Origin of the sequence: Haloferax sp. DFSO60, from assembly GCF_046557615.1 — an archaeon.
In the GTDB taxonomy this organism is placed as follows: domain Archaea; phylum Halobacteriota; class Halobacteria; order Halobacteriales; family Haloferacaceae; genus Haloferax.
In genome coordinates this window covers 1,117,972-1,138,367 of the sequence record NZ_JBKIII010000001.1, presented here as the reverse complement: position 1 = coordinate 1,138,367, position 20,396 = coordinate 1,117,972, and the positions used below count along the sequence as shown (strand labels likewise).

Sequence of the window (20,396 nt, the reverse complement as noted above, 5' to 3'; positions counted from 1 at the left end):
GGTTCGGTCTGCGGGGTGGTCGGCGACAGTGCTTCGCTAAATTCAAGTAGACTTTCATCGATGCAATCGTAGTGGGAGTATCGTTCGACCTCTTTGGCACGCTCGTTGATGTCGCGTACCCGACTGACCCCGGTCAAGCCGTCGCTGACGCGCTCCGTGACTACGATGTCACTGTCCCCGACGACTGGGACGACGCCTACCGCGAGGTTCACATCGACGCGCCGGAAGGTGCAGAAGTTCCACTCCCTGCCCACGTCGCGGCCGCACTCCGGTCTCGCGGCGTCGAATCACCCGACAACGCGGCGCGTCGAGCAGTCATCTCGGCGTTCGACCCCGAAGTGACGACTCGTCCCGGTGCAGTCGAGGCCGTCGAGGCCGCCCGCGACGCAGGACCGGTGGGTTTGCTCTCGAACTGTTCGGTCCCAGAACTCGTCGCGCGAACGCTCATTCGCTCCGACCTCGACCGGCGTGGATTCGACACGATTGTCACCAGTGTGGCCTGTGGCTGGCGTAAACCACACGAACAGGCCTTTAGCGCGCTTGCCCGTGGGCTCGATGTCGAGGTGTCTGCTATCACGCACGTCGGTGACGACCCCGAGACTGACGGCGGTGTCGAGTCTGTCGGAGGGCAGTTCGTCGATGTAAACGAGCTACCATTGACTGCGTTTGCGACGCGCCTTCGCGCGGGAGATCTCGAATGGCGCTGACTGCGACGGTGGCTGTCGCTCTCGCCGCGGGCTTAGACCACGTCGTCGCCGAACCACCGCTTCGGATACATCCGGTTGCGTGGTTCGGCCGACTCGTCGCACGCTTCGACCGCGAGTGGGCACACCCCATCGCAGTCAGCATGGCTATCGCCCTCGTTCTTCCGCTGTTCGCCGCCGCAGTCGCTGCGAGCGTGGTTTTGAGTGCGAGTTCCGTTGCACCCGTAGTCGGCACACTCGTTGCTGGACTCGTCTTGTTCTCGGCCACGAGTCGTCGGATGCTCCTCGATGCAGCGACAACGGTCGTCGCGGCGACCGAAGCCGACCTCGACACGGCGCGATTCGAACTTCGCGCACTCGCTGGACGCGATGCCAGCGACCTCTCTGCGGCCGAACTCCGAAGCGCGACGGTCGAAAGTGCGGCGGAGAACCTCGCCGATGGACTCGTCGGCCCACTGCTCGCGTTTTCACTCGTCGCACCGGTCTCTCTCGCTGGGGCGGCGGGCGCGGCGGCGTGGGTCAAGGCCGTCAACACACTGGACTCCATGCTCGGCTACCAGCACAAGGCAGTCGGAACCGTTCCCGCCCGCCTCGACGACGTGGTGATGTGGCTTCCAGCGCGGGTCTCGGCGGCTTTACTCGCACTCGTTTCGGGCGCACCGCTGGCACTCCGCGAGAGTTCCCGGCTCGCTCGCCGACCTTCGTCTCCCAACTCGGGGTGGCCGATGGCGACGATTGCCGTCCTCCTCGATACACGACTGGAGAAACCCGGAAACTACCGCCTCGATGGCGGTACTGAGTTGCCCGACGTGGCGACTGCGACCCGAGGCATCGACATCGTTTCGCGTGCGGGACTCGCCGCGTTCGCCCTCGCAGGGGTGATTGCGTGGTTCTAACCGCCCTCCGCGGCGGACTGAGCTTCCTCACGCGACTCCCCGTCGGCAGCGACGAGGGAACCTGGGAGGCGTTCAGACGCTCGCCCGGCGTATTTCCGCTCGTCGGCTACGTCGTCGGCGCACTCGCCGCGATTCCGCTCTTGCTTCCGCTTCCGGTTGCGACCGGGGCCGCGGGCTATCTCGTCACCCTCTATCTCCTCACGGGTGTCACCCACGCCGATGGCCTCGCCGACCTCGGCGATGCCGCCGTCGTTCACGGCGACGCAGACCACCGCCTCGACGTCCTGAAAGACTCGCAAACGGGCGTCGGCGGTGCGCTTGCACTGGGTGTGACACTCGTCGTCCTCGCGCTCGGCGCACTCGGTCTCGCAGGCGCGAGCGGGCGAATCGGTCTGACTGCTGGCATCGCCATCGCTATCGCCGCCGAAGTCGGCGCGAAAGTAGGCATGGCGATGCTCGTCTGTCTCGGAACCCCGGCGCACGAGGGACTTGGGTCGGCGCTCGTCGGCGAGAACGACAGGAGCCACCTATTCGGCGTTGCTGTCGCGTGCCTCCCGCTCGTCCTTCTCGCCGCACGTTCCGGCGGGTGGGCGGTGCTGGCGGCATTTGCCTGCGGGCCGCTCGTCGCACTGGCGATGCGCTCGTGGGGACAGACTCGACTCGGCGGGGTCTCTGGTGACCTCATCGGCGCGACGAACGAACTCTCGCGGGCGGCCGCGATTCACACCGGAGTGGTGGTATGGACGCTCTTTTGATGTGCGGCGGTCGGGGGACGCGCCTCGATTCGGACATCGAGAAACCACTGGTCGAAATCTGTGGTCGCACGATGTTCGACCGCGTGGTTGATGCACTCCATGAGTCCTGTGTCGAAACCATCTACGCGGTCGTCTCTGACCAATCAGCCGAGACTCGCGCTCGCGCCCGCGAACGCGAGATAACTCTCATCGACGCGCCCGGCGAGGGCTACGTCGCCGACCTCGGATTCGCGCTCGAACGCGTCGAACCGCCGGTCGTAACGGTCGTTTCCGACCTCCCGTTGCTCCGGGACGACCACATCGACGACCTCGTTGCGGCATCCAACGGCGACTCCTGTACTGCCTGTGTTCCCGTCTCGCTCAAGCGTCGGCTTGGTGCGAGTATCGACGACTCGCTCGTCTTCGACTACCGGGACACGGCAGTCTGTCCGACCGGACTGGGCGTGGTCGCTCCAGTTCCCGAATCGACTCCTGAATCTGCATCGACCGACGAACACTCAGAACCTACCTCAACCGTGTACTTATCGACAGACGACGCTTTGGCACTCAACGTGAACCGACCGACAGATATCGACCTCGCGGAGGACCGATGCGCGTAATCCTCGTCGCGGGGACGACCCAGACGGCGAAGATTCCCGGCCTCAGCGCCGCCGGTGCAGACCCCTCGCTCGTCGGACATACCCCGAGCGCGGACGCCGAAATCATCGAATACGGTCGCACCGTCCGCTCGCCCGTCACTCCCGTGAGTCCGACGGGTTGTCCGACGCCTGCGGCCATCACCCGCGCCGTCCGCGAACTGACTGGGTTCGACGCGCTCGTGGTCGATGCCGGACTCGCCGAACCGACGGCAGCACCGACAATCGACGTGGGTGCAAAACCCGGACGCGACATCCGCGAGGCCGACCCCGTGCCGACTGCACCGGGTATATTCGAGGCCGCCCGCCAACTCGGAACCGCGTTTCCCGAAGACGAACTCGTCATCGGCGAGACAGTCCCCGGCGGGACGACGACTGCGATGGGCGTGCTTCGCGCGCTCGGCGAGGACATCCCCGTCTCGTCGTCGCTCCCGGAGAACCCGACTGGACTGAAAGAAGAAGTCGTCTCCGAGGCATTCGGCGCGAGCGGTATCACACCTGGCCAGAGCGCACACCAACCTGAACTGGCCGCTCGCTTCCTCGGCGACCCAGTGCTTCCCGTCGTTGCGGGGCTGACCGTGGGCGCACTCGAATCCGAAATCGACGTGACGCTCGGCGGCGGCACACAGATGCTCGCAGCCGCCGCACTCGCTCGCCACGCAGGTGCAGTCGGTGAGGTGACGATTGCAACCACGAGTTACGTCGCCGACGACATCCCTGAGTTTGCCGACGCCGCCGAGTCACTCTCGCTCGAACTCGTCGTCACCGACCCCGGATTCGAGACGCACCCGCTCTCACAGTACGCCGAAGGCGAGGCCAAAGAAGGCGCAGGGATGGGCGGTGCGCTCATGCTCGCCGACCAGATGGGCGTCCTCGGTGACGTGGAAACGGCGGCTCTCGACGTTCTCTCGCGTCTCGACCCCGCCGCCGTGGATGGTGTCGAAGATGGACTCTGAGTCAGTCGCGCGCGCCACTCGCGTTCCCCACGGCGGCACCACCGACCCCGACGTACTCGATTTCAGTGCGAACACCAACCCGGAGCGCCCAGAGGGTGTCGAAGCCATCTACCAGTCTGCCTTCGATGCATCGACGCGCTATCCCGACGACGACTATCACGACTTTCGTGCGGCCGCAGCGAAGTACGTCGATTGCGATGCCAGTGAGGTAATTCCGACCGCAGGCGGACTCGAAGCACTTCGACTCGCGCTCGAAGTCACCCTCGGCCCCGGCGACACGGCGCTCGTTCCCGAGCCCAGTTTCGGTGAGTACGAGCGCGAAATCCAGTTACAGGGGGCAACTCCGGTGACGGTTGCACACCACGAACTCCTCGAATCGGACCCGACGGACCACGCCGTCGCCATCGTGTGTACACCGAACAACCCGACTGGTGAGGTGACACCACGAGACGACTTGCTGGGCTTTGCTGACCGATGCAGAGAATCTGGGACAGTACTCGTCGTGGACGAGGCGTTTCTGGATTTCACGTCGGTCCCCAGTGTCGCGGGCGAACCAGGCGTCATCGTGGCTCGCTCGCTGACCAAGATGTTCGGGCTTCCCGGGATTCGCGCAGGATTCGCTGTCGCATCGGGTGACATCCGCGACACCCTCGCCGTCGCTCGGCGAGCGTGGTCGCTCTCGACGCCTGCGGCCGCGGTTGGCGCACACTGTATGCGAGATACCGAGTTCGTCGCCCGAACCCGCGAGCGCGTCGAATCCGAGCGTCAACGTATGGTTCAGCGGCTTTCGACGCGATTCGATACGTTCCCCTCTGACGCGCCGTTCGTCCTCTGTGACGTCGGCGACGACTCTATCGAATCGCTCGTCACACAGACACGCGAGCGTGGCGTCGCTATCCGTGATGCGACGACGTTTCCGACGCTCGATTCGCACATCCGCGTCGCGGTAAAATACCCGGACGAAAACGACCGTCTCCTGCATGCACTCGATGTTTGAAACGGCACAACGAGATGGGGTGTGTCAACTGTCTCGCCCAGAGACGCGGTGGCTCTCGACTGGCTACGCCGGTGGCGAGTCTCGTGGGGCGGTCGCCTACAACATCACCGTTCCCGAGGGGTGGCCGAAGACAGACCTCGACGAGTACATCGACGAGCGACGCACGAAAGCAGGATTTTCGACGCCCGGTCCGACGTTGCTCACCGGCGTTAGCCAGGAACACGCTCGCCGTGCGCGATTTGGTTCGGTCGAAGCAGTCGTGACCGGCGGGGTGTCGAACCCGGCGGCACTGCCGATTGGTGAGGAGGTATCGGCACCGAAACAGCCGAGTTCGGCAGATTCGGACTCCGCTGGAACGGTCAACATCTTCGTTGGAACGACGCGTTCGTTAGAACCGGGTGCGCTGTCGAACCTCGTCGCAGTTGCCGCAGAATCGAAGGCCGCTGTGTTGCTCGCGCGGTGTGGCTCTCCGGGGACGACGACGGATGCAGTCGTCGCCGCATGCGACCCAACTGGTGAGTCTGCGACGTTTTCGGGAAGTGCGACAGACGTTGGAAACGCGGCGCGAATTTGTGTTCGTGACGCACTCATGGCGAGTCTCGACTCTCGATACGAGACTGACCCAATACCGAAGAGTGTCAAAGACGCCCACTATGGTGTCGTTGCCGACGACTGTGCGGCAGTCTCTCGGTTATAGAATGTCCAGTGAGGGGCAGAATTTTCTGGGAAATCATCGGTGGTATCTAAATGGCAACCGAGGAAGCATTGATTATCGCTGAAATACTGTACGTTCCTATGGACCCCGGTTCAGTACCCCACGTCGACCACGTATCACACGGTGGGACTGCGGACCACACCCTGGTCGATTTCAGTCTTGGGTCGAACCCGGAGCGACCGAAGGGACTCGCCAGCGTGTACGAATCGTCGCTCTCGACCTCGCGTCGCTACTCGCTCGATGACTACGCAGGATTTCGAGTCGCTGCGGCGGATTTCGTTGGTTGTGAACCACAACACATCATTCCTGCCGCAGGAGTCGTCGATGCAATCCGTCTCGCAGTCGGTGTCACGGTTTCGCCCGGTGACACGGTGGCGATTCCCGCCCCGTGCTGTGGCGAGTACACCCGTGAGGTTCGGCTCCAAGGTGGAACGCCAGTGGAGATTTCTCACGAATCGATGCTCGCGGATACCGACCCCGACGAACACGCCGCAGTCATCCTGAGCAATCCCGGAAATCCGACAGGGGCGGCGTACCCGACCGAAGAGCTACGGGCATTCCTCTGTGAGTGCCAATACGCAGACACGCCGGTCCTCGTAGACGAATCGTATCTCGGGTTCACGGCACTCCCCAGTGTCGCTGGTCTCGACGGCGTTATCGCGCTGCACTCTGTGACGAACGTCTTCGGCGTCCCGGCGCTCCGAGCGGGCTTTGCTGCTGCGACGGGTGAGCTTCGTGACCGACTCAACCGTGCCCGCTGTACGTGGGTTCTCTCGTCTCCTGCGGTCGAGGTGGCGACGTACTGCCTCAAGCAGACCGACTTCCTCGAAGAGACTCGTGAGCGCATCAAAACCGAATGTCCAAAGATAATCGACGAGCTAAGCCGACTCGGTTACGAACCGTATCCAGCAGATAGCTCACTCATTCTTTTTCGCGCCCCTGACGTTGACCACGCACTCGAGGTTACCCGAAGTCACGGGTTCGCACTCCGAGATGCACGGTTCTACGAGGGGTTGGACTCACACATCCGTATGAACATCCGCCGTCCGCACGAAAACGAACGTCTTCTCGACGCACTCGCCGAAGCAATCTGAGACTCAATAGGCTGAAACAGGCGGCCACCAGTATGTTGGTATGGACGACCACGACCCCGAGTCGACACGCCGACGGACGCCTGGTGGCGGTGTCACCCCGACTGCACAAGAGATCCAACCGAGCGCACCCGACGAGTTCGGTCTCGTCCAAGCGTGGTGGGGTGGCGGCAAAGGAAAGACGACCGCCGCACTCGGGATGGCATTTCGCGCCGCAGGACACGGCTATCGCGTTCACATCCTCCAGTTCATGAAAGGCGGCGCAGACAGCGTCGAATCCGTTCGCGGCGAGTACAACGCGATTGCCGCGATGCCCGGACTTTCCTACGAAAACACCGGCCACTACGGCTGGCACGGCATGCGCGATGGCTCGAACGAAGACGACCACGCCACCGAAGCGCAGGCCGGACTCGAACGAACGAACGAACTCATCGACGCCGCCGCTGGTGTCGATTTGACCGAACCCCTTTCGCTTTCGGGTGACCCCGAAGACGGGATGCACATGCTCGTTCTCGACGAAGTACTGTACGCCGTCTCGTCGGGCCTCATCGACGAATCCGACGTTCTCGGCCTCATCGAGCGCAAACCCGAGAACCTCGAACTGATACTCACGGGAAGTCACGAGAAGCCGACGTACCTCTTCGACCACGCAGAACTCGTGACCGAAGTTCGAAAACACAAACACCCGATGGACAGTGGAATCAGAGCGCGAAAAGGGACCGAATACTGAGTTCGTTCGCCGATAAACGAATACTGGCGGGTGCCCGCGTAAGCTACCGGTTCAGATAGACGATGACTGCGATTGCCATGAGTGTCGCATATGCGCCAACTGTGGGCTCTTCGAGGATAAACTGAATCGATTGTATGGCAATCTCAATCATGGCTGGACGATTGTTCACACAACGGCCGATTATGTATGACTTGTCGTCATCCTACGATTTAGCCGGTGGGCCGTACGCTTCCGAACACTTATGAAATGACACTGGGGAGAAAGTGGCATGGTAGAGGCGTTCGCCGTCGCCAGTGGAAAAGGCGGGACGGGCAAGACAACGAGTACGCTCGCACTCGGGATGGCGCTCGCCGAGACGTACGACGTGACCGTCATCGACGCGGACACTGGAATGGCGAACCTGCTCTTTCACGCCGGACTCGACGATGCCGACGTCACGCTCCACGACCTGCTTATCGAAGACCGCGACGTTGCGGTCGAAGACGCCGTCTACGACCGATTCGGAATGTCGGTCGTTCCCTGTGGGACGAGTCTCGCGGCGTTCGAAGAAGCCGACCCCGAACGCCTCCGTGACGTCGTCGCCGAACTCGCAACCGACACCGACGTGTTGCTTCTCGATTCTCCTGCCGCACTCGGGTCGAAGAGTGCGGTCCTTCCTATCGTCCTCGCCGACCGCATTGTCGTCGTCCTCCAACCCACCGTTCCGTCGCTCTCTGATGGTCTGAAGGTCCAGGAGTACGCCCACTCCTACGGCACCGAAACGGCGGGCGTCGTGTTCAACCGCGTTCGTCCCGACGAAGATGTCGAGCGTATCGCCGACCACGCGAGTCGGTACTTCGGCGGCCCGCTTCTCGCATCCATCCCCGAGAGCGACGAAGTTCGTGCGGCCCGTCGTGCAGGAAAACCACTGCTCGCGCACGCACCGGACGACCCTGCTGCGGACGCCTTCTACGAGGCCGCCGCGAAGTTGGACGTTCGAGACGGGGACGGCGACGATATCGCCGACCGCTTCCAAAGCGCCGTCATTCCGGACCGGATATGAGAATCCCGCAAGGCGCACTCCTTCGCTCGCGCGTCGTCGATACACCCGGCGAGGCACTCGAACGCGTCCTCGACGAGGAGTTGACGGGGTACGTCATATTCGAGCCGCAGGACGCACTCCTGTTGGGTTCGGAAACCCGCGGTGTCGTCACCTTCGAAGGTGGGATTCCTGTCCTCGCCTACGACACCGAACAGCACGTCGGTGGGCGCAATGGGCTGGATGGCTTCGCCGTCACCGGCCCACACCGTGTTTCGGTCCACGAAGTCGCTGGCGACGACTTGGCCGAGGCACACGAAACCACAGAGTTTCAGATTCCACCCGGTGAGCCTGCTCGCGTACTCGCCGGTGATGACGCACTCGCAGACCGAACCCGCGAGTTAGCGCCCGAATCCCGCCGCGACGACGGACGCGACCAGAGCGCAGTCGAAGCATTCCTCGCGGATGCCGAGGCCATCGAAGCCATTCAACGCGAAGCACGCGAGGAAGCTCAGTCGCGTGCCGAAGAGTGGGGATTGTCTGGTGCGCTCGCCGAAACTGACGACGAACCCGCGCAGCGGTAGTGCGTTTTTGCCCAGTACGGAACGTCTTGTCTCGCACCTCAAATACCGGTCTTCGAGCCACGAACGGCGATTCTCATGGCATGAGAGTTGTCATTTGGAATTAACTCTCTCAGTCACGTCTGTACACCCATGTCCGCTGAAGACCAACCTCGAGAAGGCCGCGCTAAACTCGCAACGTACTCCGTCTCCGCGACGGCCGAATCACCCATGCGGACGCGCGTCTCCACCCGAAACTTCGAGTTCGTCATCGACGAACCCGAGAACTTCGGCGGGACCGACGAAGGGCCGAATCCCCTCGAATACCTCCTCGGCGCACTGACCGGCTGTCTGAACATCACTGGTCACTTCGTCGCCCGTGAGATGGGCCTCGAGGTAAACGGCCTCGAAATCAACATCGAAGGCGACCTCAACCCGGCGAAGTTCATGGGGATGAGCGGCGACTCCCGCGCTGGCTACGAAGTCGTCCGTGTGGAGGTCATCGCCGACGTCGATGCAGACGACGAAACTATCGAAGCGTGGCTCGAAGCGACCGAAGCACGCTGTCCCGTCACTGACAACCTGAACCACGGTACTCCCTTCGAATTCACGTTCGTCCCACAGGCGTAATCCGAGGGAATCACACCCGCGGTACGGCGACTTTCGTCTGAAAAAACAGTTACAACAGTTCGGTCTCGTCGGTGTGTGCCGTCGAGATTTCGAGCGTCCCCGTCTCGGTGTCGAACTCGACGGTTCGTCCGTGGTCGCCACCAGTCGCCTCCGCAACGATGGGCACGTCGAGTCGTGCCAGTTCCTCGCGGGCGACTGCGAGGTTCTTTTCGCCGATGCCCTTTCCGAGTGCTTTGAGTTCGAAGATATCCGCGCCGCCGACGAGTCGTGCCTCGATAGACGAGTATCCAGCACCGGCTTCGACCATCTCTCTGAGCATCGTCTGAATGGCCGCATCGACGTACTTTCCGGGCGACGCGCCGAGGCCCTTGTCCTGTCGTGGCAAGAGCGTGTGGGCGAGTGCGCCGACGCCACTCTCGGTATCCCAGAGGACAATCGCAACGCACGCGCCGAGACCGTAGGCGACGAGCGTTTCACCGTCGTCGGTGACGTGGTAGCCCGAGACGCCGACGAGGTGTCGCTCGCGCGTCTGTTCTTCTTCCACTGGATTGGAGTCGAACGTTTTCATAGGTCATCGACCTCCTCGAACGTCCCCGCTGCAATCTCTTTGATGAGGTCTTCGTCGAATTCCTCGGGGTGGAACTCCGTGTCCTCGACGTCGTGTTCGAGCGACTCGTCGATGCGTTTCGCATCGAGGGTTTCCAGTGCTGCTTCGAGGTCGTTCTCGTCTGGGATGGCGTAGATGTCTACGTCGAACTCAGTGTCGAGTGCGTGGATGCGGGTATCGAAGACGAACGCAAACTCCTGAAACTCGCTGAGGCCGACGATGAGCGGGTCCACGACGGCCGCTCCCATGTCGTGGGTGTAGGCGGGTGTCGAGTGGTCGATTGTCGCATCGAGCATGTTCGCCCACCCGTCGAGCAGGCCGCTCGTCATGACGTTACTCAACTCTTTGATTGCGTCCTGTTCGAACGCCCCGAAGCCACCGCCAGGGGAGTCACCGACCGTCGCATCGACGAGTTTGTTCGCCGACTCGGGGTCGAACAAGAAGAGGAGATAGCCGCCGAGTGTCCCACTGAAACTGAACGCGACGCTGACGAGCGGTTCGTTCGGAACCGTCTCCGGAATCGCATCGAGCGAGATGAAGTTGATGCGTCGGATATCGACGCCCATCTCGATTCCCGTCATCCGAGTGAGGTTGTCTGCGACACGCGCGGCACCATGTTGGGCCATCTGGTCGAATCCGGTCAGTTTCTCGTACTCGATACCGTCGTCTGCGGCTTGCGTCTCGAACAGACGAGCAATCGACTCGTGTTCGGGAATGAGGTAGTGTTCGAACCCGAACTCGGTCCCGCTCGTCTCGATTTGGCTCTGAAACAGCAGTGCCAGCTCTTCGTGCATATTTTCGAACTCATCTTCGTCGATGAATTCGGAAGCCGTCTCGCCGATGACGTACTCCGGTGCGGCGACGTCGATTTCTGCTTGCAGCACGTCGGCCCACCCATCGACAAAGCCGCTGTTCATGATGTGGCACAGTTCGATGACGGCACTCGTCGCCAGTTCGTTGGTCGGTTTCTCGTCGACGTCGTCGATGAGTTCTTTGACGACTGGCATCGCACTCTCGCGGTCGAACAACAGGAGCGACGTTCCGGCGAGTCCGCCGTTCAGCGTCACCCGAATCCCGACTTTCTCACCACCGTCGTCGAGTTCGTCTCGCACCTTCGAGCGATGAGTAAAGTGGAGTCGCGTCACCCGAACACGGCTCTCTAACTCAGACATTGAGTTCAACCGAGCGGCGGCGAGACCGGCACCCTCACGAGCCATCTCGTAGAACGTCCCCAGTGCGTTGACGTTTAATTTCATCGCCGTCCCACACCCGCGATAGATTCCATGTCGATTCTGTTCAGAATCTCGACGAAGATTTCGTTTTGTGGGAACATGTACAGTTCCACTTCGATGCCGTGACTCGTGATGTGGAACGTGGTTTCGAGATAGAGGCCTTGGTCGGTTTCGTCGGTGATGGCCTGTTCGATGATGTGGTCGAGGTCGTTGTTCTGTGTGACCGGCGGCCACGTGGCGATGTGTTGGTCGAACGTGTCTGCGAGTGCGTCGAGAAAGCCGTTCGCAACGATGCCGCCAAGTTCGACGATGGAGCTGACCATCATGTCGTTAGATACGTTCGTGATGTCCTCGTTCGTGTCTGCGAGCATCATCTTCACGGCACGCTTCGCACTCACCGGCGGGAACAACACGAGCATACACCCGTGCGGAACGCCGTTGAGTCCGACGTTCACACCGAGTCGCTTCTCGGCGGGGAACGCGACTTCGACGCTCGATTCGTCGACGTACCCACTTTTGACGACATCAGACTGAACTGCGGTCTGCTTGCCAGCCAATTTCCCGAGTCGAGATTCGACGCCAGTGACGCCCAACTCGCCGAGGTAGTTCAACACACCGAGCTTTTCGATGTCGATTCGATGCTGTTTGTCGGTTGTTTGGTCCATTTTGGTCATATTGTTGTCACGTCGATAATGTTCACCAGCGTTCCGTCTCCGCTCATCGTCGCACCGCTAATCCCCGGCACGTTTCCGAGGAGTTTCTCGTACGGTTTGACGACGACTTCGCGGGCGTCGTCGACTTCGTCACAGAGGAATGCGAGTTCGCGCGTATCCGGGTCGAGTCGGACGAGTACACGCTGGTCGTGGCCCTCCTCGGTCTCGTCCGCAGGCGCAATTTCTTCGCTCTCGTCGTCGGATTCGACACCGAGCATCTCGCCGAGGTGACGGTATGGAATCTTGTCGGGGCGGTCCACCGTCTGGTCGGGCCACTCGACGGTGACCAGTCCATCGTCGGTGAGCGCGCCGTCCGTGACGTGTTCGACGTCGTCCACGATGCTCGCCGGAATCGCGTACTGTTCGGACCCGACGCCGACGAAGAGCATCTTCGCGACGGCGACCGAGACGGGCAGACGAATGCGAACGGTCGTCCCCGAACCGGGGTCGCTCGTGATTCGGACCGTTCCTTCGATCGAGTTAATCGTCCGTCTGACGGCGTCCATCCCGACGCCACGGCCACTTACGTCGGTTACTTCTTCGGCAGTCGAAAAGCCGGGTTCGAAGACCAGGTCGTACACTTCGTCGAGCGAGAGTTGCTCTGCGTTCTCTCTGGTGACGATACCGTGGTCGATTGCCTGCTGTCGGATTCGCTCTGCGCTAATCCCGCGGCCGTCGTCCGTTACTTCGATGACGATGCGCTCGCGGTCACGCCACGCCCGAAGTTCGATAGTTCCCTCCGGAGATTTGTTCTGTTGTTCGCGCTCTTCGGGTGATTCGATGCCGTGGTCGACGGCGTTGCGGACGAGGTGGACCAGCGGGTCACCGAGTTTCTCGACGATACTCCGGTCGAGGTTGACGCCCTCGTCCGAGACGTCGAATGCAACCTGTTTGTCCTGGCGACGAGCGATGTCGCGAACGACCCGCTGGAGGCCATCAGTGGCGGTCGAAAGCGGCATGAGACGAAGGTTCATCACGGCACGTCGGAGTTCGCCCGTCACCGAGTCCATCGCTGCGAGTTGGTCGTCGAGGTTCGCTTCGTCTCCCTGTTTGATGCGCAGTTGCATCAACGACAGTTCTTCGACGAGGTTCAACAGCGTGTCCGCACTCTGGACATCGACGGTCAGCGACTGTATCTCGTCGGTCGCTTGGGAGTCGTTGAACTCGAGTGGGTACTCTGCGAGTCCACTCGACTGGTATCTCGCGCTGTCGAGTGAACTCTCCTCGATTGTCGCGGCCGCCGCCTGCACGAGTGGCACCTCGTCGTCGTCGCCTTTGCTTCCGAACCGCTCGGCGAACCGCGATTCGAACGCCATCGTGTCTTCGTCGCGTTGGAACGAGATGCTGGACGGCGAGTCTGTCTCCTCGAACTCCGTATCGAGCGACGACCCGGTGATTTCGTCGATGTCTGGAAGTTCGATCCCTGGGAGGTCGGGCTCGGAGAGACCATCGTCCGTCGATTCCGCCGCTGAATCCTCGGAGTCGTTGGCGGTGAAATCCGGGCCAAGTGCCGTATCGTCCGCCGCGTCGATATCCGAGAGACCGAACTCTTCGTCCGAGAAGTTTGGAATGCTCTCCGCATCGTCCGCCTCCACGTCTGGGACGTCATCGGTGAGTTCGATGTCGTCGTCGAGTTCGAAGGCCTCCTCGGTGGGGTCGAGTTCCGGTTCTTCCGGGTTCTCGGGAGCGTCGGCTTCGTCGTCGCCGCCGGGGCCAAACGTCTCACCGTCTGGGAACGAGATGTCTAGGTCTTCGTCTGCTTCGTCTGCAAACGCCGTCGAACCTTCGTCTTCCAGCGGGGCGGGTTCGCTAGAGAAGTCGAAGTCGTTGGCGTTCACTGCCTCCGAATCGTCGGCGACGGGCGCGCCACTGTCGGCTGAAACGCCCGTGTCCGCCCTCACTTCGTCGGGGTCGACGATGTCGGCACCTTCGAACGGGTTTTCGGCTTCGACATCGGCAGTCGCGGTGTCGTCTGTCGGGTCCGACCCGGCGGACACAGAACCATCGGGTGACGACACGTAGTCTGCGGGTTCTGCTGTGTCTGCGGCAGTGTATCCGAGGTCTTCGGGACTGATTGTGTCGCTCGCTGTGGACGTGTCCTCAGACGGTGAACTCGATGGTTGTGTCTCGTCAGTCGAGCGGTCGCGACCATCGACTGGTTGGCCATCGTCTTCGGCTAGTGGGTCTTCTTCCGTGAGGTCTCCCTCGATGAGGTCTTGTATCGAAAGTTCGTCATCGTCGTCGAACTCACCGAACTCGACATCGACGAGTTCCTGGTCGAGTTCAGAGATGTCCTCCTGTTCGACGTCGTTCTTGATGGCCTCGAAGTCCTCGGTCACGCTTGGCCGAGTATCGAAGTTCGATATCTTGTCCACCGATGGTGGCATCGAGTCGTCCGCCAAGCCATCCGCCGAGTCGTTCGCCGACGACGAATCGAATGTCCCCCAGCGAGCGGGTTCGCCTTCGTTTTCGTCGTCGTCGGGGTCGTCCATCTCGGCCAGTAAGCCTTCGAGGTCGTCGAACCCGCTGGCGGATTCGAGCGCGTCTACGACCGACGAATCGAATTCGTCTTCGGGGTCAGTCGGCATCGACGCCGATGGGTCGGACGTCTCAGGGGTCGAAGCCGCCGCCCCAGTGTGCGTTGCCGACTCGTCTCGATACCGTTCCATCTCCGTCCGAAGCATCGACACCGACGACTCGGGAGTCGTTTCGACGGATGTGCGGTCGTTCCACTCGTCAAGCATCGTGCCGATATCGTCAACCGCGGCGAGACCAGCGTCTACTAGGTCTGGATTCGGCGAGAGTGAGCCATCGCGGAGTGCGCTTAAGAAATCTTCCAGCGCGTGAGCCAGTTGGCTTGCGCCATCGAGTCCAGCCATACCACAATTGCCCTTCAGCGTGTGCGCCGTTCGGAACAACTCGTCTACGAGTTCGCGATTGCTTCCGTCCCGTTCGAGTTCGACGAGGCCGTTCGTCAGTTGCCGGAGTGACGCCCGCGCCTCGCGGACGAACTCGTCGTTTCGACTCACGGTGGTCTCCTCCGATTAGGACACGCGTTCGGTGGCGATTCCACTGGATGACTCATGCTGGGTCTGCGAGGATGCTCTGGATTGCTTTGGTAATCTCTTCGTCGTCGAAGGGTTTCGTGATGTAGCCGTCTGCGCCTGCGCGTGCGGCGAGGTCCATCTTCTTTCGCTGACCCACGCTCGTACACATGATGACGCGCGCATCCCTGTCGAGGTGTTTGATGGCGGCGGTCGCCTTCACACCGTTTGCCTTCCGCATCACGATGTCCATCAACACGATGTCGATGTCGTCGCCGTGTTCCTTGTACTTCTGAACTGCCCACGCGCCGTTCTGGGCTTCGGCAACGATTTCGTACGCATCGTCGTCGAGTGCGCTTTTCAGTCGGCTTCGCATGTAGTTCGAGTCGTCAACGATTAGAATTCCAATTGACATGTGTGATTCCTACGTGAGTTTTGATTCGATTGTGTTCATCTGTCTTGGCCTGTGTTGGTCAGCGTCGTCTCGTGTTATCGTGTGGTCGCCGGGTGGATTGCAGCGAGGAGTTGATGGCTGTCGAAGACGGGAACGTCCGGTCCCGTCTCGGAGACAATTTTGGCTCTGAACCAGTCGTCGTCCAGCGGGGCGACACCTTCGCTCGGCGGCGACACCGTCTCGATGTGGTGGCGCTCGATACCATCGACCGATTCGACGAGGAGCCCAACGGGTTGCGGGGTGTCGCCGCGGTCCAATACGATGAGGTAGCCACCCTCCGGGTCCGAAAACGGTCGGTCGATGCCGACGACCTCGTAGGTATCGATAGCGACGACAACGTCGCCTTCGATGCTCGCCGAGCCGTAGATGCCGTTCGGGGCGTTCGGAACACGAGTCGTCGCCGGTTTCCAGATGACCTGTCCGACTCGACCCACTTCCAGCGCGTACCGATGTCCATCGAGTCTGAATTCGAGGAATTCGATGACGGACTCTGGGGAGATGGGGTCGCCGCTGTCCACCCCGATAGCCTGTTCGCTCATCGAGAGGCACCCTCTGGAATACGGTGCGCTGTCCTCGGTTCCATCATCGCTCTGCTGTGCTGTCTACCTGCGATTCTGGCATTCTCTCGTCCACTTCGTCGTCTGCTGCTGTGTCGTGTTCGTCCGAATCGTCGTCGAAGTCGATGGACTCTCCAGACGTATCTTCGAAGCCAAACGTTTCCTCGTCGGGTGCCGGTGGTTCTTCGAACTGGTCTGCTTCGAGTGGGTCCCCAGCGAGCGGGTCGTTCTCGAACTCCACTGACTCGTCCTCTGGGAACTCCCCGTTCTCAGGGGCGACTGTCATCTGAGTCCTGAACTGTCCCAGTGCTTCGTTCAGGCGGTTCGCCTGCGTTGCAAGCGCGCTCGAACGCTCGGAAACCGCGGCCAGTGCGCGCGTCTGTTCGTCTGCGCCCATCGCCGCTTCGGTCGCCTCTTCGACGGTTTCGGCACTGATTTCGGTCGAGTCGTTGACGGATGCAAGAACTGTCTGTGTCGCCTCGGCCTGTTCGCTCGTCACCCGACTAATCTCCTGCACACCGGTGTTGGTCTCCTGTGCGTTCTCGGCAATCTGGTTGAGTGCGTCAGCCGCGTTTTCGACAGAGACCGTGTGGCGAGCGACCTGTTCGCGGGTGTCGCGCACTTCCTCGACTGTCTGCGAGGTTTGAGCTTGAATCTCTTCGAGTCGTGTTTCGATGTCTGTGGCGGCGTCTTTCGTCCCCTCTGCGAGTTCCTTGATTTCGCGGGCGACCACTGCGAAGCCCTGTCCAGACTCGCCAGCACGCGATGCTTCGATGTTCGCGTTCAGTGCCAGCATGTTGGTCTGTTCTGCAATCTCTCGAATGAAGTCGATGAGGTCGTCGATCTGCTGGACTTTGGACTCCAGTTGCTCGATCTCTTCGACGGTATCGACGGACTCTTGCTCGATTTCTTTCATCCCGTCGATGGCTTCGGTCGCCGCTTCACGACCTTCTCGTCCCGTTTCCACGGTCTGTTGGGCGATCTGAGCGACGTCGCTGGACGAGTCGTCGATCTCTTCGATAGTCGCAGAGAGGTTGCTCATGTCTATCGCGACCGACTCTAAATTATCGTACTGCGTCTCTGCAACGTCGGAGATGCTGTGGAGGCTTCCCGATACCTGTTCGCTGCCTTCGCGAACCTCGGATGCACTGACAGTGACCTCGTTGCTGAGCGTCGAAACCTCTTTTGCGAAGTTGTCGGCTTCGACCATCGACTGCTCGAACTCGGTCATCATCTCGTTGAACTGTGCGGCGAACCGAGCAGCAACCTCGTTCTCGACGTCTTCGTCCATCCGCTGCGAGAGGTCGCCAGCAGCGCATTCGTTGAGAACGGTAGCGTACTCCATCGCCATGGCCTTCAACTGTTCATTCTCTCTGTTCAACTGCTCGCGCTCTTGCTGGATGGAGTCCAACCGTTCGCGAACTGCTTCGAGTTCCTCGCTGTACTCGTCTGCTGTGGATTCGAGTTCACGGTGCTTTGCTTCGAGTTGCTCGTGGTCGGACGAGAGTTGGTTCAGTCGTTCTGCGACGGCGTCGCGGAGACCGGCGAGCGACGTCGAGAGTTGGCCGACTGTGTCGATGCGGTCCTCCTCGAATTCGACGTCGAAGTTTCCGTCGCGCATCGTCTCGGCGTTCGAATGAATGGCACTGACCGATTTCATCGTACTCCGGGCCATCAGTCCACCGAGAACGCCACTGACGACGAAGCCGCCAACTGCTGCGGCCACGAGTTCTGTCGGTACCTGGTATGCCGTCATTCGCCCCACTCCTAGTGCCACCCCACCGGTGGCAACGCCGATAAGCCCCAATTTCGCTCCGAATCGAAGCGAATAGCGTCGGCGTATGAATCTAGGTAGAAGCGCCCTGCGAATATCTACCATATTCCCCGAATGTCTCTGCTGAAACCATAAATCTTCGCACAATATTGACATTCTGATATACAGAGATGATTGTCATTATGTGGTCTGTTTAGCCGCGTTAAATGGGTGATTATGGCGTCTAAAGCGCGTTTCGGACGCTTTTGACTGGGCAAATAGCCGTCCGTAGCGCACCATCAAAAAATCAAAACTTCGACCACACACTGAGGTTAGACGTTAGCAACCTGTCGCACCAAGAATTCGCACTCGCCGTCTCCTTCGTGCATACACGTCGGTTCGCTGATTTCGTACGGTTCGTCGAAGTGGTCGCTGACACCGAGGATGAGGCCTCGCGCAAGGTGGCAGAACTGCCGTTCGGACCGATAGATGACGCTCACTGTCTCGCTGTCTCGCCACCCGGTCTCTACTTTCGGTGTCGTGTACGTCGAGATGTTCTTTTCCCGCAGCGCGCGGTGGAATGCCTTGATGTTGGCGATGAGTTCGAGTCCCGTCCAGTCTCGTTCGACGTGGACGCCGTACGTTTCGAGCAGTGGTGGGACCAGGTACTCACCGAACGCTTCGAGAAGGTCGGGAACCGATGTGTCGGTGAGTTCGGATGCCGCATCGAGAAGTGCGAATACGTCCTCGTCGGGATACTCCTCGACGGGAACGTAGAGTCGACTGGGCAGGTCAGCTTCTCGCTGTAACGTCGTCCACATCTTGCGGTCGTATGTGTCGACGACGAAGTCTTTGAACTTGGTGAGAATGATTCCGTGCACGACTCACCACCCACCGTCGGGCCGTTTTCTCGTCCCGAGTAGTCTCTGTCTCGATGCACGCACCGCACTTGTTGCGCTTCTAAATGGGAGATGTAACCGGCGTCGCCCACCCAGTGACGCAGTCGATGTGGTCGAAGTCACACGTGGGACACATATGACACGTGATCCTATAAAACAGTTTCAATCAATGAATTAACATTTGTGAAGACTTATCAAAGATGGGCTAAATATCCCGTTAATGTCGGGAGAACAATCGCTTTACGAGCGACTCGGTGGTGAAGATGCACTCTCCGCAGTGGTGGACGAGTTCTACGAACGGATGCTCGCGGACGAACAACTGCAAGGGTACTTCGAGGATGCGGATATGAACTCGTTGCGCGCCCACCAGGTACAGTTCTTCAGTTCTGTCACCGGTGGCCCGGTCGAGTACACCGGCGCAGATATGCAGGAGGCGCACGCGCATCTCGAGCTAACCCACGACGATTTCGAGGCGACTGCAGTTCACCTACAGAATACACTCGAATCGTTCGACGTTGGCGACGAGAACATCACGAGCGTGATGACTGCGGTAGCGAGTCTCGAAGACGATATCGTCTCTGACTGACGACGCCTGACCGAAAGTCACTCATTTTTATCGTCTCTGAGTTGCTTCTGCCGCTTTCCTGTCGTTGTATTACACGTTGACGGCCGTGTTGGAGCGCTGTCTCGGTATTGCAACGAATTAGGATCTCTGTGAGTCTCAAATGTGATGCTGTGTTGACCACTAAATGACAGTCAAAAACTATTTCACCTCGTGCGTGATTTACTATGATTGCAGGTAACTACCTGCATTGGGTTGCGTATGGGGAGTTTTCCCCAGTGTCCGTAGGACGCAGGCGGGTGCCCGGCCGCCTGTGTTCTCTCTTCAGTGTTCTATCCGCCGAGTGCTTACGTCTCTGACCTTCACAGCTATGCTTCCCGAAGTCCAATAAACGTAGTATGGCGGGTAGCGATACCTCCCATACGGTCTGGCCGCGTGGAGCTCCTTCTGTCGGGCAATCTGCCGAACGGTCGCGTACTATCGAACCCAGCTACATCGAGTTGTTCTCAGAGCTGAGTGGTGACTACAATCCGCTCCATTACGACGAGGCGGTTGCCGCAGCGTCGCCGTTCGGCGAAATCGTCGTTCAGGGCGGTATCACGAGTTCGATTCTCAATGCCGTCGTCGCCGAGGACCTCCCCGGTCCTGGGACGGTGTTTCTCAACGTCAACTGGGACTTTGTTGCCCCGGTCCGCCCCGGCGACACCATCACCGGCCGGGTCGAGGTCACGTCGGTCCGAGAAGACAAGCCGATTACCGAACTCGAGACGACGGTTACCCGCGACGACGAGACGGTCGTTCTGGAGGGGACTGCCGTCTGTTATACGATGCCGATTGGTGATGTGTCTCCAAGTGAATCCGCGTAACTTGCTAAAAAGTGGTCGTTCG

Annotated in this window: 22 protein-coding genes; 14 read left to right on the top strand and 8 right to left on the bottom strand. The window is 60.4% G+C overall.

Annotated features, from left to right (window positions below; all coding sequences use genetic code 11):
• The first annotated feature begins 71 nt into the window (after nt 1–71).
• The 12 genes from ACK509_RS06015 (at nt 72) to ACK509_RS05960 (ending at nt 9,687) form a co-directional block, all read left to right on the top strand.
• Complete coding sequence (locus ACK509_RS06015; RefSeq protein ID WP_410765587.1) at nt 72–707, top strand: HAD family hydrolase; 636 nt, start codon at nt 72–74, stop codon at nt 705–707.
• Nucleotides 698–1,600 (top strand): adenosylcobinamide-phosphate synthase CbiB, encoded by a 903-nt coding sequence (gene cbiB, locus ACK509_RS06010; protein ID WP_410765586.1) that lies wholly within the window; start codon nt 698–700, stop codon nt 1,598–1,600. The genes ACK509_RS06015 and cbiB overlap by 10 nt, the downstream gene beginning before the upstream one ends.
• Nucleotides 1,591–2,355, top strand: a complete 765-nt coding sequence (gene cobS / locus ACK509_RS06005; RefSeq protein WP_410765585.1) for an adenosylcobinamide-GDP ribazoletransferase — start codon at nt 1,591–1,593, stop codon at nt 2,353–2,355. Before cbiB ends, cobS begins: the two co-directional genes overlap by 10 nt.
• Nucleotides 2,340–2,954 (top strand): NTP transferase domain-containing protein, encoded by a 615-nt coding sequence (locus ACK509_RS06000; protein WP_410765584.1) that lies wholly within the window; start codon nt 2,340–2,342, stop codon nt 2,952–2,954. Before cobS ends, ACK509_RS06000 begins: the two co-directional genes overlap by 16 nt.
• Nucleotides 2,945–3,946 carry a nicotinate-nucleotide--dimethylbenzimidazole phosphoribosyltransferase gene (locus ACK509_RS05995; protein ID WP_410765583.1) on the top strand — a complete coding sequence of 334 codons (1,002 nt, stop codon included), beginning with the start codon at nt 2,945–2,947 and terminating at the stop codon, nt 3,944–3,946. The genes ACK509_RS06000 and ACK509_RS05995 overlap by 10 nt, the downstream gene beginning before the upstream one ends.
• Complete coding sequence (cobD, locus tag ACK509_RS05990) at nt 3,936–4,943, top strand: threonine-phosphate decarboxylase CobD (protein ID WP_410765582.1); 1,008 nt, start codon at nt 3,936–3,938, stop codon at nt 4,941–4,943. The genes ACK509_RS05995 and cobD overlap by 11 nt, the downstream gene beginning before the upstream one ends.
• A complete protein-coding gene (locus ACK509_RS05985; protein WP_410765581.1) occupies nt 4,936–5,640 on the top strand; it encodes an adenosylcobinamide amidohydrolase in 705 nt (234 codons plus the stop codon). Before cobD ends, ACK509_RS05985 begins: the two co-directional genes overlap by 8 nt.
• A gap of 98 nt (nt 5,641–5,738) precedes the next feature.
• On the top strand, nt 5,739–6,752 hold the full coding sequence (locus ACK509_RS05980) for an aminotransferase class I/II-fold pyridoxal phosphate-dependent enzyme (RefSeq protein WP_410766257.1): 1,014 nt from the start codon (nt 5,739–5,741) through the stop codon (nt 6,750–6,752).
• Between the two features lie 40 nt (nt 6,753–6,792).
• Nucleotides 6,793–7,479 carry a cob(I)yrinic acid a,c-diamide adenosyltransferase gene (locus ACK509_RS05975; RefSeq protein WP_410765580.1) on the top strand — a complete coding sequence of 229 codons (687 nt, stop codon included), beginning with the start codon at nt 6,793–6,795 and terminating at the stop codon, nt 7,477–7,479.
• Between the two features lie 268 nt (nt 7,480–7,747).
• Nucleotides 7,748–8,521, top strand: a complete 774-nt coding sequence (locus ACK509_RS05970) for an AAA family ATPase (RefSeq protein WP_410765579.1) — start codon at nt 7,748–7,750, stop codon at nt 8,519–8,521.
• Nucleotides 8,518–9,081, top strand: coding sequence for a hypothetical protein (locus ACK509_RS05965; RefSeq protein ID WP_410765578.1), 564 nt, complete (start codon nt 8,518–8,520; stop codon nt 9,079–9,081). The genes ACK509_RS05970 and ACK509_RS05965 overlap by 4 nt, the downstream gene beginning before the upstream one ends.
• A 129-nt stretch (nt 9,082–9,210) precedes the next feature.
• Nucleotides 9,211–9,687 (top strand): OsmC family protein, encoded by a 477-nt coding sequence (locus tag ACK509_RS05960; RefSeq protein WP_410765577.1) that lies wholly within the window; start codon nt 9,211–9,213, stop codon nt 9,685–9,687.
• 49 nt (nt 9,688–9,736) lie between these two features.
• Here the strand turns inward: ACK509_RS05960 and ACK509_RS05955 are convergent, their stop codons facing one another.
• From ACK509_RS05955 to ACK509_RS05920, 8 genes are all read right to left on the bottom strand, one after another.
• Complete coding sequence (locus ACK509_RS05955) at nt 9,737–10,255, bottom strand: chemotaxis protein CheD (protein WP_410765576.1); 519 nt, start codon at nt 10,253–10,255, stop codon at nt 9,737–9,739.
• On the bottom strand, nt 10,252–11,550 hold the full coding sequence (locus ACK509_RS05950) for a chemotaxis protein CheC (RefSeq protein ID WP_410765575.1): 1,299 nt from the start codon (nt 11,548–11,550) through the stop codon (nt 10,252–10,254). Before ACK509_RS05950 ends, ACK509_RS05955 begins: the two co-directional genes overlap by 4 nt.
• On the bottom strand, nt 11,547–12,191 hold the full coding sequence (locus ACK509_RS05945; protein WP_410765574.1) for a chemotaxis protein CheC: 645 nt from the start codon (nt 12,189–12,191) through the stop codon (nt 11,547–11,549). Before ACK509_RS05945 ends, ACK509_RS05950 begins: the two co-directional genes overlap by 4 nt.
• Nucleotides 12,192–12,196: 5 nt before the next feature.
• Nucleotides 12,197–15,268: an ATP-binding protein gene (locus tag ACK509_RS05940; protein WP_410765573.1), complete on the bottom strand. Its 3,072-nt coding sequence runs from the start codon at nt 15,266–15,268 to the stop codon at nt 12,197–12,199.
• Between the two features lie 52 nt (nt 15,269–15,320).
• Entirely contained in the window at nt 15,321–15,698 is a 378-nt protein-coding gene (locus ACK509_RS05935) for a response regulator (RefSeq protein ID WP_410765572.1), read from the bottom strand.
• 74 nt (nt 15,699–15,772) lie between these two features.
• Complete coding sequence (locus tag ACK509_RS05930; RefSeq protein ID WP_410765571.1) at nt 15,773–16,276, bottom strand: chemotaxis protein CheW; 504 nt, start codon at nt 16,274–16,276, stop codon at nt 15,773–15,775.
• 43 nt (nt 16,277–16,319) lie between these two features.
• Nucleotides 16,320–18,050 carry a methyl-accepting chemotaxis protein gene (locus ACK509_RS05925; protein WP_410765570.1) on the bottom strand — a complete coding sequence of 577 codons (1,731 nt, stop codon included), beginning with the start codon at nt 18,048–18,050 and terminating at the stop codon, nt 16,320–16,322.
• Nucleotides 18,051–18,379: 329 nt separating this feature from the next.
• Complete coding sequence (locus ACK509_RS05920; RefSeq protein ID WP_410765569.1) at nt 18,380–18,928, bottom strand: heme NO-binding domain-containing protein; 549 nt, start codon at nt 18,926–18,928, stop codon at nt 18,380–18,382.
• Between the two features lie 238 nt (nt 18,929–19,166).
• On the opposite strand from ACK509_RS05920, the gene ACK509_RS05915 reads away from it, so the two are divergent.
• Complete coding sequence (locus tag ACK509_RS05915) at nt 19,167–19,532, top strand: group I truncated hemoglobin (protein ID WP_410765568.1); 366 nt, start codon at nt 19,167–19,169, stop codon at nt 19,530–19,532.
• A 374-nt stretch (nt 19,533–19,906) separates the two neighbouring features.
• Nucleotides 19,907–20,374, top strand: a complete 468-nt coding sequence (locus ACK509_RS05910; RefSeq protein ID WP_410765567.1) for a MaoC family dehydratase — start codon at nt 19,907–19,909, stop codon at nt 20,372–20,374.
• Nucleotides 20,375–20,396: the final 22 nt, after the last annotated feature.

What these genes read in the sequence shown, in the direction of transcription:
- ACK509_RS05945 (WP_410765574.1), bottom strand. Translation starts at nt 12,191, where the DNA reads ATGGACCAAACAACCGACAAACAGCATCGAATCGACATCGAAAAGCTC.
- cobD (WP_410765582.1), top strand. Translation starts at nt 3,936, where the DNA reads ATGGACTCTGAGTCAGTCGCGCGCGCCACTCGCGTTCCCCACGGCGGC.
- ACK509_RS05955 (WP_410765576.1), bottom strand. Translation starts at nt 10,255, where the DNA reads ATGAAAACGTTCGACTCCAATCCAGTGGAAGAAGAACAGACGCGCGAG.
- ACK509_RS06000 (WP_410765584.1), top strand. Translation starts at nt 2,340, where the DNA reads ATGGACGCTCTTTTGATGTGCGGCGGTCGGGGGACGCGCCTCGATTCG.
- ACK509_RS05910 (WP_410765567.1), top strand. Translation starts at nt 19,907, where the DNA reads ATGGCGGGTAGCGATACCTCCCATACGGTCTGGCCGCGTGGAGCTCCT.
- ACK509_RS05970 (WP_410765579.1), top strand. Translation starts at nt 7,748, where the DNA reads ATGGTAGAGGCGTTCGCCGTCGCCAGTGGAAAAGGCGGGACGGGCAAG.
- cbiB (WP_410765586.1), top strand. Translation starts at nt 698, where the DNA reads ATGGCGCTGACTGCGACGGTGGCTGTCGCTCTCGCCGCGGGCTTAGAC.
- ACK509_RS05995 (WP_410765583.1), top strand. Translation starts at nt 2,945, where the DNA reads ATGCGCGTAATCCTCGTCGCGGGGACGACCCAGACGGCGAAGATTCCC.
- ACK509_RS05950 (WP_410765575.1), bottom strand. Translation starts at nt 11,550, where the DNA reads ATGAAATTAAACGTCAACGCACTGGGGACGTTCTACGAGATGGCTCGT.
- ACK509_RS05980 (WP_410766257.1), top strand. Translation starts at nt 5,739, where the DNA reads ATGGACCCCGGTTCAGTACCCCACGTCGACCACGTATCACACGGTGGG.
- ACK509_RS05935 (WP_410765572.1), bottom strand. Translation starts at nt 15,698, where the DNA reads ATGTCAATTGGAATTCTAATCGTTGACGACTCGAACTACATGCGAAGC.
- ACK509_RS05985 (WP_410765581.1), top strand. Translation starts at nt 4,936, where the DNA reads ATGTTTGAAACGGCACAACGAGATGGGGTGTGTCAACTGTCTCGCCCA.
- ACK509_RS05925 (WP_410765570.1), bottom strand. Translation starts at nt 18,050, where the DNA reads ATGACGGCATACCAGGTACCGACAGAACTCGTGGCCGCAGCAGTTGGC.
- ACK509_RS05960 (WP_410765577.1), top strand. Translation starts at nt 9,211, where the DNA reads ATGTCCGCTGAAGACCAACCTCGAGAAGGCCGCGCTAAACTCGCAACG.
- ACK509_RS05975 (WP_410765580.1), top strand. Translation starts at nt 6,793, where the DNA reads ATGGACGACCACGACCCCGAGTCGACACGCCGACGGACGCCTGGTGGC.
- ACK509_RS05930 (WP_410765571.1), bottom strand. Translation starts at nt 16,276, where the DNA reads ATGAGCGAACAGGCTATCGGGGTGGACAGCGGCGACCCCATCTCCCCA.
- ACK509_RS05965 (WP_410765578.1), top strand. Translation starts at nt 8,518, where the DNA reads ATGAGAATCCCGCAAGGCGCACTCCTTCGCTCGCGCGTCGTCGATACA.
- ACK509_RS05915 (WP_410765568.1), top strand. Translation starts at nt 19,167, where the DNA reads ATGTCGGGAGAACAATCGCTTTACGAGCGACTCGGTGGTGAAGATGCA.